Origin of the sequence: Brachyspira sp. (assembly GCF_050873525.1) — a bacterium.
GTDB lineage: Bacteria > Spirochaetota > Brachyspiria > Brachyspirales > Brachyspiraceae > Brachyspira.
In genome coordinates this window covers 1-12,182 of the sequence record NZ_JBNMIZ010000067.1, presented here as the reverse complement: position 1 = coordinate 12,182, position 12,182 = coordinate 1, and the positions used below count along the sequence as shown (strand labels likewise).

Here is a 12,182-nt window from a genome sequence, read left to right as displayed (position 1 = left end):
TTTTGTCCGTTCTTTGCGGATATTTTGGTTTCGATAACTTATCGGAGAAAATTAAAAATCTCCGTTTAGTTATAAATAAATTATCAAGGAGTTATCTATGAATAACAAATCCATTATAATTACTTTTTGTTTATTTTTTATGATGTTTATTGTCGGATGCAAAAGTATCGCTATCACCGACAATATTCCTCAATCGCTTCAACTTTCGGGCAGCGACATAACGGTTGGAGAAGTGCTAACGGCTGAATTAAAATATGATGCCAACGATGACACTTTGAGAGACCAGCTTATAGCCGAAGCTTTGAAAGGAACTACTTACGATTTTTTAGTAGCGCCTCGTTATGAGATTTTCAAATCGGGCTTAATTACAAAAATGAGAGTTAGAGGCAGAGGAGCAAGAATTAAATAATCATAAAAACAAAAATTAAAGAAAAGATGCCGTATTTGATTACGGCGTCTTTTTATAAAATTTTATTAAAATTATTTTTTATCTTAAAGGAGATTAATCATGTTTAAAAAATTTTTAATTATCGTTTTTATTTTTACTTTGAATATTTCTTTCGCGTATTCAAAAGAAGATACTACTTTGGCATGTTTGCCGCCAGAAGGAACGATGGAAGTAAAAGAAATGGCTTCTTATGTTTCGTCAGTGGAAGGAGCTTTCTTTAAAGCGGGACTCAATGTAGCCGATAGAAAGAGACTTGAAAGACTTATAAAGGAAATGGAATCGCAAGAATCGGAAGAAGTCGACTATGAAACGGACGCAACGATAAAAGCGGGTAAAGCCATGAAAGTCGATTATCTTGTTTCGGTTGTTGTAGATAATTGGGAAGAAGAAAAATTAGATACATTTTCTATGAACCGCGACAGGAAAAAGGATGTTTTAAAATTAAAAGAGGAATACATACTTATTTATGATAATGTTAGAATTAATATTAAAGTAATAGAAGTTGAAACCTCAAGAGTAATAGCTCAAGGAAGCGCGGAAGATTCCAGCGTTAAAACTCGTTTCCGCAAAATTGATACTCCAGATAAATTGGCTAAAAAAGTCGTAGATAAAGTTATGAAAGATATAAAAAAGCAATTAAGAAAGAAGAAGTAAAAATTTTATTGTTATTGCGAACAATTGGCAACTAAAGACTTACAATTACGGCAAGCAAAAGTCAGTTTTTAGTTATTTGGATAATTGATTTATAATATAATTTAATTCACACACTCAAGAAACGGTTTATACTTAAAAGTGTAAGCCGTTTTTATTTTATAAATTATTTTCAATATATTCTTCCAATACGCTATCGAGTATAGAATAAAAATCGTTATAAGTTTCCATTACTTCGCCAGATGGTTTATCCAAAATATTAAAATTTTTATCTTTAATATTATAAACATACCAGCTAATATCTCTATCCGCTAAAAATATATAATCTTTATTAAATTCATTCTCATATAAAATCTCATTAAAATCTATAATTCCTTTAACCTGCTGATTTATATCATTATCAAGCATATCTTTATCAATAGAAAAAATGATAAATCCATCAAATTCTATTCCGTTTATATATTTAAGGAATTCCAAATATTGACTCGGCAATTTTACTTTAAATTTTTTGAAAAAATTTATTTCTAATTTAGATATTTCATTATCTGACGCGGGATTATTAAAAATAAATCCGAAATCTTTTTCAAATTCGGTTTTTATTTTTTCTAATTTATCTTTCCACATAGATAATTTATTTTTTATCTTTAAGATTTTCCAAAACAAGTTCGGCTATTTGAACCGCGTTTGTAGCCGCTCCTTTTCTTAATTGGTCGCCCGCGCACCATAAAGTCAAAGAATTTTTAGCGCTTATATCCTCTCTTATTCTGCCGACAAATACCAAATCTTGATTGGTAGTATCCAAAGGCATAGGATATTGAAATTTTGCGGGATTATCAACAACTTTAACGCCTTCCGCTTTTGCCAATAATTCTCTCGCTTTTTTAGGAGTTATTTTTTTTGCCGTTTCTATAGTTATCGATTCGCTATGGCTTCTAAATACGGGAACTCGAACGCAAGTGCAATTTACTTTCAAATTTGGAGAATGAAGAATTTTCCTTCCTTCGTTCAGCATTTTTAATTCTTCTTTCGTATATCCGTTTTTATCGAACGCGTCTATTTGAGGAATTAAATTAAAACATATTTGATACTTAAAAGCGCTTATTTCAAATTTCTTTCCTTCCGCCCATCCTCTCGCCTGCTGTTCCAATTCTTCCATAGCTTCTTTGCCCGCGCCAGATACCGCTTGATAAGTAGATGCGATTATTCTTTTTATTTTTCCGTATTTATGCAATGGAGCTAAAGCGACTAAAGCGATTATAGTAGTGCAGTTAGGATTTGCAATTATTCCTTTATGCTTTTTTACATCTTCGGGATTAACTTCGGGAACTACCAAAGGAACTTTTTTATCCATTCTAAACGCGCTGCTATTGTCTATAACCACGCTTCCAGATTTAACCGCAATCGGACTTAATTTTTTACTTATATCGCTTCCGACTGCAACTAGAGTAATATCCATATTTTTAAATGATTTTTTATCCGCTTTTTCTATCGTATATTCTTTATTTCTAAATTTTACTTTTTTGCCCGCGTCTTTATTCCCAAGAAGTTTTAATTCGTTAATTGGAAATTCTCTCTCTTCCAAAATTTTTAACATTTCTTTTCCAACCGCGCCAGAAGCGCCCAATAAACATAAATTAACTTTCTTCATAAAATGGATTAACCCGCCTTTTTAAGATTATTTTTTTATTTATTTTTTATTTGAATATATTATATAATTTAATTTTTAAAAATCAATAATCAAAAGCGTCTTCGTCTATCTCAATATAATTATGATTATAACGATAAGAATTTTTTTCTTTTATATCCATCAAATGTTTAGGTATTTCCGTCAAAAATGAAGAAGGAGTTTGTTCCATTATTCCCGTGTTTACTCTTCTTCTTTTAGAATAAGTTAAATAAAGTTTCTTTTTTGCTCTCGTTATCGCCACATAAAAAAGTCTTCGCTCTTCTTCTATTCCGTTTTCTTCTTCCAAAGCAAAATAATGAGGAAAAACGCTGAGTTCCATTCCCGTCATAAAAACCGCTTCAAATTCCAAACCTTTAGCGTTATGAACAGTCATTAAAGTTATGGCGTCTTTATTTTCATTATTTGAAGTATCTCTATAAAGCGAAGTTTCTTCCAAAAAACTATTTATATTCGCGTCATTTTCAATTAATTTATAATCGTAATAAGCTCTGAAAAGTTCTTTTATATTATCATTTGCCGATGCCATCCTTATTTCTCCATCGCTTTTAAATATTGAAAAATAATCAATCTCGGATAAAAAATTAAAAAATATCGATTCTATATTTATTCCGCCGTTGATTTCCGTATCTTCTTTTATTTTATTAGAATAATCTTCAATTATTGATTTATAAGCCTTTATATTATTTTTAGCTTTTTTCGATAATGTGGAATCTTCTATATAATCAATCGCATCGAACAAAGTCAAACCTCTTAAACTTGCAAAGTCCTCGAAGTTCGACAAACTTTTTTCTCCAATTGAACGCGGAGGAGTATTAATCGTTCTTCTGAAACTAAAATTATCTTTAAATCCCGTCATTAATCTCAAAAATGCAATCGAATCTTTTATTTCGATTCTTTCGTAAAAACCGACTCCGCCTAAAATTTTGTAATTAATCGAATGAATAAGCAGTTCTTTTTCGTAAACTCTCGATTGGCTGTTTGTTCTAAATAAAATAACAATATCTCTCGCTTCAAATCCCAAATCAAAAAGTCTTTCTATCTCTTCGACAATTTCTTTTGCCTCTTCCAAATCCGAGTAGCAAATCCAATTTTCTATTCTGTATTGACTGTCTTTATTTGAAAAAACATTTTTTCTATGCCGTTTAGAATTATTTTTAATCACGCTTAAAGCCGCTTCTACAATATCTTTCGGGCATCTATAATTTTCCTCGAGTCTGATTATTCTTGTATTTGGAAAATCGTTTTCAAAATTGAGTATATTTACAATAGTCGCTCCTCTGAAAGCGTATATACTTTGGTCATCATCTCCGACAACAGTCAAATCGTTATCCGCGTTTTGAGCGAGCAATTTTATCAATTTATACTGCTGCGGATTCGTATCTTGAAATTCGTCAACTAAAATATATTTGAATCTTTCTTTATAATAATTTAAAACCGCTTTTTCTTTTTCAAATAATTTTATCGTATTAAGTATAAGGTCGTCAAAATCCATCAAATTTTCTTTTAATTCGTATTCCAAATATTTATTATAAATCTTTTCAAAAATATGTCTGTCATAATTAATTCCGTCTTCCATTTCATTTTTAATTGAAGATATAAATTTTATTATAAGTTTGGGAGTTATGCTTTTCGGAGTTTCCTCTTCTTTCATAATTCTTTTTATAATTGATAATTTATCGCTTTCGTCCAAAATTATAAAATCGGATTTATAGCCCACATAATTTGCATTCTCTTTGAGTATTCTTAAGCATGCCGAGTGAAAAGTTCGCACAAATAATCTGTAAGGTTTTACTTCGGGTAAAAGTTCGCAGACTCTGTTTTTCATTTCGTTTGCCGCTTTATTCGTAAAAGTAACCGCCATTATTCTTTCGGGCGGAATTTCGCATTCTTTTATTAAGTAGGCAATTTTTTTAGTTATGACGAGAGTTTTACCGCTTCCCGCTCCAGCAAGCAAAAGCAAAGGACTTCCTCGATGCAGTATCGCTTCTCTTTGAACTAAACTAATATTTTCAAGTATTTCCATTTTAATATTTAATCCAATTTAAATAAATTTAAAATAATGAAAATTATATTTGATAATAATTAATTGTAAAGATTTATTTATCCTATCAAATTTATAACTCAAAAAATTCTTTTAAAAATTTTCCTACTCCGTCTTTATCATGTGAAAGAGCTATATAATCGGCGTTATTCTTCACTTCGTCAACCGCGTTTTGAACTGCGACTCCTATACCCGCCAAATTAATCATATCCAAGTCGTTATAATTATCTCCAAAAACCATAATATTTTTATAGTCTATTTTCTTATTATCGCATAGCCATTTTAACGCATTAGCTTTATTTACGCCTTTAGGAATTATTTCTAAAAATTCGGGATGCGAAAATACAGCATCCGCATTTTGTATAGATTTATTTATATTTTCTTGAAGCGTTAATAATTTTTCATGTTCTCCTAAAAAAAGAACTTTTACAAATTCAAAGACTTCTATTTTTTCCAAACCAACGATTATATTTTTTATTCCTTCTCTTTCTATATATTTTTTAAAATAAAATTCTTCTTCGGATATATAATATTTTCCATCGCTATAAATATTCAAACAAATTCCATCTTTATTTTTATTAAATAAATCTATAATCATTTTAGAGGAATTTTCGTCCATACTTTTTGTATATAAAAATTTACCGTTAGTGTCGGCTACAGCAGCTCCATTGCAAATAATCGAACAGTTATCGTTATTTATAGCGTCTTTAAATTTTTTTACGCTTTCAAAAGGGCGTCCCGTAGCAAATATTATTTCGATTCCGTTTTTTATTAAAGCCTTAAGAATTTCTGCATTATAATCGGATAGTTCTGCATTGTTGTCAAGGAGAGTTCCGTCCATATCGGCTGCTATTAATTTTATGTTTTTATCATTATTCATAAATAAACCTTTATTTTATTTTTTATATTTTATCTAATTTAAACTTAATTTAAAATTAAAAGGAACGCCGATTATATTGAGCATTCCTTTTAAAATTGAATCTCAAAAATTTTATTCTAAATTTTCTCCGTTCGATTCTATAACTTTTTTATACCAATAGAAAGATTTTTTTCTGCTTCTTTTTAAAGTTCCGTTTCCAAAATCGTCTCTGTCTACATAAATGAAACCGTATCTTTTTGTCATTTCGCCCGTTCCCGCCGAAACCAAATCTATCGGTCCCCAAGTCGTATAACCGAGTAAATCGACTCCGTCAATCTCAACGGCATCTTTCATATTTTTTATATGCTCTCTCAAATAATCTATTCTGTAATCGTCTTCAACATATCCTTTATCGTCAACTTTATCGTAAGCGCCCAGTCCGTTTTCTACAATAAACATTGGTTTTTGGTATCTGTCGTATATATCGTTTAAAGTTATTCTTAATCCCAAAGGGTCAACAGTCCAGCCCCAATCCGTTTGTTTTAATTCTGGATTTTTTATATCTTTCATTACATTATCTTTTTCGTTTCCTTTCGCATATTTGCTCATATCGGCAGCAGCGCATCTTGTGGAATAATAAGAAAAAGAAATAAAATCAACGGTATATTTTTTCAATAATTCCAAATCCTCGTTTTCCATTTTTATATTAAGATTTTCTCTTTCAAACTTTTTCAAAGCGTAAGCTGGATATTTTCCTCTCGATTGAATATCTACAAAAAAATACATTTCATCGTTTTTCTGCTGAGCGGCTAAAACATCTTCGGGCTTTGAAGAATAAGGATAATAAACTCCAGCAGCAAGCATACATCCCACTTTATTATTTTTATCAACTTCATGAGCTATTTTTGTGGCTATCGCGCTTGCAACCAATTCATGATGACTCGCTTGATATTTTATTTCTTCTTCGTTTTCGCCTTCTTCAAAATATAAACCAGCTCCCATAAAAGGCGCGTGCAATATCATATTTATTTCGTTAAATGTGAGCCAATATTCAACGAGTCCTTTATATCTGTTAAAAATCGCGTTGCAAAGATTCTCATAAAATTTTATAAGTTTTCTATTTTTCCATCCGCCGTATTCTTTTATTAAATGCATCGGACAGTCAAAATGCGTAATCGTAACCAAAGGTTTAATATTATATTTCAAACATTCTTTAAAAACATCTTCATAAAATTTCAAACCTTCTTCATTTGGTTTATCTTCGTCACCTTTAGGAAATATTCTGCTCCAAGCGATAGACATACGATAAACTTTAAAACCCATTTCGGCAAAAAGTTTAATATCTTCTTTGTAGTGCGAATACATTTCTATAGCGTCTTTTGAAGGATAAAAATGTTCTTTATCAAAATCAAACATTTTCATTTTTCCCGTTATAACAGCTAATCTGTCTTTACCATGAGGAGCGACATCGACATTTGCCAAACCTCTTCCTCCTTTATCAAATCCTCCTTCACATTGATTTGCGGCTGTAGCTCCGCCCCATAAAAAATCTTTTCTAAATGGCATAATTTAAAACCTCTATTTTATAATTTAATTTTAAAATAATAAACTATAACAAAAATAAAGTCAAATTTATTTTTAATTTTATGATACTTGATTTATTACGATAAATTATGTATAATTAATATATAAATTAAAAAATAAAAATAGAAGAGGTAATAAATCATGAAAAAGATTTTATTATTATGCTCGGCAGGAATGTCAACGAGTATGCTTGTAAAAAAGATGAAAGAGTCCGCAGAAAAAAGAAATATAGAAGCGGAAATAGAAGCAGTAAGCACGGCAAGATTTTATGAATTGCTTGACAGCTACGATGTATTTTTACTTGGTCCTCAAGTGAAATTTCAAAAAGCGGAATTTCAGGCTAAAGCTAAAGAAAAAAATAAACCTTTGGATGTTATCGATTTCAAAGATTACGGAATGATGAACGGCGAAAAAATATTGGATTTCGCTATGAATCTAAAAGTAGAATAAAATAATAATTTTATTGTTTATTAATTATTCTTTAAATAATGTTTTTCAATTATTTTAAGGAATTGATTTTATGCGAGAATTGGGAATTTCCGTTTATCCGTTTCATTCAAAAATGGAAGATAATAAGGCTTATATAGATTTGGCTTCAAAATACGGTTTTACAAGATGTTTTATGTGTCTTCTTTCCGTTCAACATTCCAAAGAAGATATAATAAAAGAATTTAGCGAGATTATAAATTATGCCAAAGATAGAGGAATAAAAACCACTTTGGATATTTCGCCCGCCGTATTTAAATACTTGAATATATCTTATGACGATTTGAGCTTTTTTCATAAATTAGGAGCTTGGGCTATAAGACTCGATTTGGGTTTTAGCGGTAATGAAGAAAGTTTAATGACTTATAACGATTACGATTTGAAAATAGAATTAAATATGAGCGCCGATACTCCTTATTTGGATAATATAATGAGCTACCATCCGAATAGAGATAATCTTATAGGCTGTTATAATTTTTATCCTCATGCATATAGCGGATTTAAAAGAGATTTATTCAAAAACAGCATGAATCGTTTTAAAAAATATTCTATAAGTTCATCCGCTTTCGTAAACGCTCAAGAAGGAACTTTTGGACCTTGGCAGGTAGATGACGGAATTTGCTCTTTGGAAGAACATAGAAATATGCCTATAGAAATTCAGGCTATGGATTTGTTTTCGCTTGGAGTCGATGCCGTATTTATTGCCAATTGCTATGCAAACGAAAATTCTTTTAAGAAGTTAAACGATTTGGATAAAAGATTAATAACTTTTAAAGCGAAGTTGATTAAAGATATTCCAGAAATCGAAAAGAAAATAATTCTTGAAGAATTGCATCAAAACAGACTTGACGCTTCCGAATATTTTATAAGGTCTTCAAATCCGCGAGTTAAATATAAGGGAAATGAATTCAATTTATTTAACGCCGCAAAAGATATAAAACGAGGCGACATACTCATTGATTCTTCAAAATATGGAAGTTATGCGGGCGAGATGCAAATAGCTTTGAAAGACATGAAAAACACGGGAAGAACGAATATTGTTGGGCATATATGCGAAGAATATTTATTTTTGCTCGATTATATTAAGCCCGCACAAAGATTTAAAGTTAAAGAATAGTTTTTATAATATAAATAATATTTAAATTTTTAAGGAGAATATAACTATGAACGAAGCCGATGAAAAATTTATGGAAGAGAATGTTTTTCCAATTATAAGTTTGGCGGGAGAAAGCAAATCTTTAGCATACGAAGCTTTAAGACTTGCAAAAGAAAATAAGTTTGAAGAGGCTTATAAGAAAATGGAAGAGTCGGAGAAAATAATACTTCAGTCTCATGAATATCAAACCAATCTTATAACGAGAGAAGCGGACGGAGAAAAATTTAATATCAATATGCTTTTTGTTCATGCTCAAGACCATTTAATGACAGCTATGAGCGAAAAGAATCTTATAAAAGAGATTATAGACATATTGAAAAAGAATCATGAAAATCAAAAATAAATTTTTCATGATAATTAAATTTAAGGTTTTATCAAATCTTAAATTTATAAATTGTTGACATTAATTTAATATATTTTATATTGAATTATTAATTTAAAATTTTAATTTTGGAGTAAAAAAATGAACGAAAAATTCACAGCTTTTATGGAAAACAAAATGATGCCTGTAATGTCAAAAATATCGGCAAACAGATATTTAAATGCGATTAAAGATGCTTTTGTCTTGGCAACGCCTTTTATTATAATAGGCTCATTCGCATTATTATTATTCAATCTTCCATTACAGGACCCAAACAATTTTTTATATTTTAAACCTTACGATGATTTTGTTAAGGCATTTGCAAGCGATTATTTGCAGATTCATGCGGTTAGTATGGGATTAATGTCTTTATATGTAGCTTTCGGCGTAGGTTATCATTTATCGGGATATTATGACTCCGATAGAGTAACAAATGGATTATTATCTTTATATGCTTTTCTTTTGGTTTCGGCAAAATCTTTAGCGGTAACTATTATTGGTGCGGCTTCAAATTTATTATTTGTAGAAGAAGAGGCAAGCGTAGCAATTTTAGACGCAAGATATATGGATGCAAAAGGTTTATTCGTTGCAATTATATCCGCTATTTTATGCGTAGAAATATCGAGATTTTTAGTAAAGAAAAAATTGACGATTCAACTTCCAGATTCCGTTCCTCCAGCAATATCCAAATCTTTTGAAATATTAGTTCCCGTAGCAGTGATTTCAATATTATTCCAAATTATAAATGTTATAATACAAAAAAATATGTTGGTTATGCTTCCAGATTTAATAATGATAATTTTTCAGCCTTTGCTTAATTTATCGGACGGTTTATTTTCTATAATTTTAATTTTATTTTTGATTCATATTTTGTGGTTCTGTGGATTGCATGGAGCGAATATAATTAATCCAGTTGTTATGCTTATAGCGATGTCAAATTTGGCTGTAAATCAACAAGCTTTGGCAAACGGTGAAGCTATCCCAAAAATACTTGCTGGGGAGTTTTTTAATAATTTTGTTTACTTTGGAGGTTCGGGTTCTACTTTAGGTTTTTGTATAGCTTTATTAATGGTTAAAAATGCTCACTTAAAATCAATAGGAAAACTCGCTATAATCCCGGGATGTTTCAATATCAACGAACCTATAATGTTTGGAGTGCCTATAGTAATGAATCCGATTTTTGTTATACCTTTTATTTTAACTCCTATAATAAATGCCATTATAACTTATATTTTCATGAAGTTAAATATAGTTGGTAAAGTAGTGGCATTAACCCCTTGGACTACGCCTCCAGCTTTGGGAGGATTTATGGCTTCAAATTTAAATTTTGCAGCTCCAATTCTTATAATATGTTTGATTATTTTAGATTATATTATTTATAAGCCTTTCTTAAATATGTATATAAAAGAATTGGAAAAAGAAGAAACTAAATCTTAAAATAATTATTATTTATAATATTATAAAAAATATAGAATAATAAAAACGCCGCCCGTAATTAAACGGACGGCTTAATTTATGAGAAACGAAAACAAAAACTAACTAATTACCAAATCATTAAAGTAGAACCCCAAGTAAATCCGCCGCCGAATCCAGTGAATAAAACTAAATCTCCGTCTTTAATTTTATTTTTATCAAGCGCGTCGCATAAAGCCAAACCTATACTCGTGGAAGAAGAATTTCCAAACTTATTTAATGTGACGCTCACTTTTTCCATTGGAAGTCCTATCCTTTTTGCAACCGCTTGAATTATTCTTAAATTAGCCTGATGCGGAACGAAGAATTGGACATCCGATAAACTTTTTCCAGCTTTTGCCAAAACTCTGTCTATGCTGTTTGAAAATTCCGTAACCGCTCTTTTGAAAGTTTCCCCGCCTTCCATATATATTTTGAAATCTGCTCCGTCACAATCTTCCGCTCTTATCGGACATGCGCTTCCTCCGTTTAAAACGATAGTCAAATCTGGTTCGCTTTGCATATCCATAGCCAAAACTCCTCTTCCGTCTTCTCTCGAAGTTATTAAAGAAGCTGTCGCCGCATCTCCGAATAAAATAGCAGTTCCTCTGTCTTTCCAATTTATATCTTTAGTCAACTTTTCACTGCAAACTATAAGAACATTTTTTGACTGCCCGCTTTCTATTAATGCAGTTACCGTATTCATAGCGTAAACATAACCCGAACAAGCCGCCGACATATCTAAAGCAAAACAATGTTTCAAACCGAGCGCTTTTTGAATTTGTCCCGCCATCGAAGGAAATATATAATCTTTAGTTACAGTCGGAACTATAATCGTATCGACATCGCTTAAATCTACTCCTTTACTTTGCAAATTTCGGACAGCGTTTAATCCCATTTCAAAAATCGTTTCGTCTTCTCTCGCCATTCTTCTCGTTTCTATTCCCGTGCGAGTAACTATCCATTCGTTATTCGTATCCAAAATACTTTCAAAATATTTATTGTCCAATATTTTTTCAGGAACATAATATGCTATATTTTTAATATAAGCTCTCTTCATTTTTATTCTCCAATTATTATAATTCTTATTTATTTAGCATATATTTTAATACAAAAAAGAACTATACCTATACAGGTATAGTTCTAAATTTTTATAACATAGATGCTAGTACACTTAGTAAAGCTGTCATACTAGAAACTACTATAGTCAATGCTATAAACAACGCAATTATTTTATTTCTTTTTTTTTGTTTTTGACTCTTACTGCTCATATTATCACTCCATTATTCTTCAATTTCAAGTGTTTTATTATCGAATCTATCACATACTGCTTTTAAATACTTTATAAAATCATCTTGTAAATTAGGTCTCTTTAATGCAAAATCTACTGTTGCCTTTAAAAAACCTAGCTTATCACCAACATCATATCTTATACCTTCAAAATTGTAAGCATACAT

General features: G+C 30.4%; 12 protein-coding genes. 6 read left to right on the top strand and 6 right to left on the bottom strand.

Features of this window, described 5'->3' with window-relative positions; all coding sequences use genetic code 11:
* The first annotated feature begins 97 nt into the window (after positions 1–97).
* Positions 98–409, top strand: a complete 312-nt coding sequence (locus ACR0QS_RS06155; RefSeq protein ID WP_432632568.1) for a hypothetical protein — start codon at positions 98–100, stop codon at positions 407–409.
* Between the two features lie 99 nt (positions 410–508).
* On the top strand, positions 509–1,102 hold the full coding sequence (locus ACR0QS_RS06150) for a hypothetical protein (RefSeq protein WP_432632567.1): 594 nt from the start codon (positions 509–511) through the stop codon (positions 1,100–1,102).
* 156 nt (positions 1,103–1,258) lie between these two features.
* On the opposite strand, the gene ACR0QS_RS06145 is transcribed toward ACR0QS_RS06150, so the two are convergent.
* The 5 genes from ACR0QS_RS06145 to ACR0QS_RS06125 form a co-directional block, all read right to left on the bottom strand.
* The gene (locus ACR0QS_RS06145) at positions 1,259–1,723 is read right to left on the bottom strand and encodes a YrhA family protein (RefSeq protein WP_432632566.1); all 465 of its coding nucleotides are present in this window, start codon (positions 1,721–1,723) and stop codon (positions 1,259–1,261) included.
* Between the two features lie 7 nt (positions 1,724–1,730).
* A complete protein-coding gene (locus ACR0QS_RS06140; protein ID WP_432632565.1) occupies positions 1,731–2,747 on the bottom strand; it encodes an aspartate-semialdehyde dehydrogenase in 1,017 nt (338 codons plus the stop codon).
* A gap of 82 nt (positions 2,748–2,829) precedes the next feature.
* Entirely contained in the window at positions 2,830–4,809 is a 1,980-nt protein-coding gene (locus ACR0QS_RS06135) for an ATP-dependent helicase (RefSeq protein WP_432632564.1), read from the bottom strand.
* A gap of 91 nt (positions 4,810–4,900) precedes the next feature.
* Positions 4,901–5,707 (bottom strand): Cof-type HAD-IIB family hydrolase, encoded by an 807-nt coding sequence (locus ACR0QS_RS06130; RefSeq protein WP_432632563.1) that lies wholly within the window; start codon positions 5,705–5,707, stop codon positions 4,901–4,903.
* A gap of 111 nt (positions 5,708–5,818) precedes the next feature.
* The gene (locus ACR0QS_RS06125) at positions 5,819–7,252 is read right to left on the bottom strand and encodes a 6-phospho-beta-glucosidase (protein WP_432632562.1); all 1,434 of its coding nucleotides are present in this window, start codon (positions 7,250–7,252) and stop codon (positions 5,819–5,821) included.
* Positions 7,253–7,411: 159 nt separating this feature from the next.
* Between ACR0QS_RS06125 and ACR0QS_RS06120 the strand changes: the two genes are divergently transcribed.
* From ACR0QS_RS06120 to ACR0QS_RS06105, 4 genes are all read left to right on the top strand, one after another.
* Positions 7,412–7,720 carry a PTS sugar transporter subunit IIB gene (locus ACR0QS_RS06120; protein ID WP_432632561.1) on the top strand — a complete coding sequence of 103 codons (309 nt, stop codon included), beginning with the start codon at positions 7,412–7,414 and terminating at the stop codon, positions 7,718–7,720.
* Between the two features lie 70 nt (positions 7,721–7,790).
* Positions 7,791–8,873 carry a DUF871 domain-containing protein gene (locus ACR0QS_RS06115; RefSeq protein WP_432632560.1) on the top strand — a complete coding sequence of 361 codons (1,083 nt, stop codon included), beginning with the start codon at positions 7,791–7,793 and terminating at the stop codon, positions 8,871–8,873.
* A gap of 46 nt (positions 8,874–8,919) precedes the next feature.
* Positions 8,920–9,255 carry a PTS lactose/cellobiose transporter subunit IIA gene (locus ACR0QS_RS06110; protein WP_432632559.1) on the top strand — a complete coding sequence of 112 codons (336 nt, stop codon included), beginning with the start codon at positions 8,920–8,922 and terminating at the stop codon, positions 9,253–9,255.
* Positions 9,256–9,375: 120 nt separating this feature from the next.
* A complete protein-coding gene (locus ACR0QS_RS06105; protein WP_432632558.1) occupies positions 9,376–10,710 on the top strand; it encodes a PTS sugar transporter subunit IIC in 1,335 nt (444 codons plus the stop codon).
* A 106-nt stretch (positions 10,711–10,816) separates the two neighbouring features.
* Here the strand turns inward: ACR0QS_RS06105 and ACR0QS_RS06100 are convergent, their stop codons facing one another.
* A complete protein-coding gene (locus ACR0QS_RS06100) occupies positions 10,817–11,785 on the bottom strand; it encodes a 3-oxoacyl-ACP synthase III family protein (protein WP_432632557.1) in 969 nt (322 codons plus the stop codon).
* Positions 11,786–12,182: the final 397 nt, after the last annotated feature.

Coding starts and splice junctions, on each gene's coding strand:
- ACR0QS_RS06145 (WP_432632566.1), bottom strand. CDS start 1,723: ATGTGGAAAGATAAATTAGAAAAAATAAAAACCGAATTTGAAAAAGAT.
- ACR0QS_RS06105 (WP_432632558.1), top strand. CDS start 9,376: ATGAACGAAAAATTCACAGCTTTTATGGAAAACAAAATGATGCCTGTA.
- ACR0QS_RS06120 (WP_432632561.1), top strand. CDS start 7,412: ATGAAAAAGATTTTATTATTATGCTCGGCAGGAATGTCAACGAGTATG.
- ACR0QS_RS06150 (WP_432632567.1), top strand. CDS start 509: ATGTTTAAAAAATTTTTAATTATCGTTTTTATTTTTACTTTGAATATT.
- ACR0QS_RS06135 (WP_432632564.1), bottom strand. CDS start 4,809: ATGGAAATACTTGAAAATATTAGTTTAGTTCAAAGAGAAGCGATACTG.
- ACR0QS_RS06140 (WP_432632565.1), bottom strand. CDS start 2,747: ATGAAGAAAGTTAATTTATGTTTATTGGGCGCTTCTGGCGCGGTTGGA.
- ACR0QS_RS06100 (WP_432632557.1), bottom strand. CDS start 11,785: ATGAAGAGAGCTTATATTAAAAATATAGCATATTATGTTCCTGAAAAA.
- ACR0QS_RS06125 (WP_432632562.1), bottom strand. CDS start 7,252: ATGCCATTTAGAAAAGATTTTTTATGGGGCGGAGCTACAGCCGCAAAT.
- ACR0QS_RS06130 (WP_432632563.1), bottom strand. CDS start 5,707: ATGAATAATGATAAAAACATAAAATTAATAGCAGCCGATATGGACGGA.
- ACR0QS_RS06115 (WP_432632560.1), top strand. CDS start 7,791: ATGCGAGAATTGGGAATTTCCGTTTATCCGTTTCATTCAAAAATGGAA.
- ACR0QS_RS06155 (WP_432632568.1), top strand. CDS start 98: ATGAATAACAAATCCATTATAATTACTTTTTGTTTATTTTTTATGATG.
- ACR0QS_RS06110 (WP_432632559.1), top strand. CDS start 8,920: ATGAACGAAGCCGATGAAAAATTTATGGAAGAGAATGTTTTTCCAATT.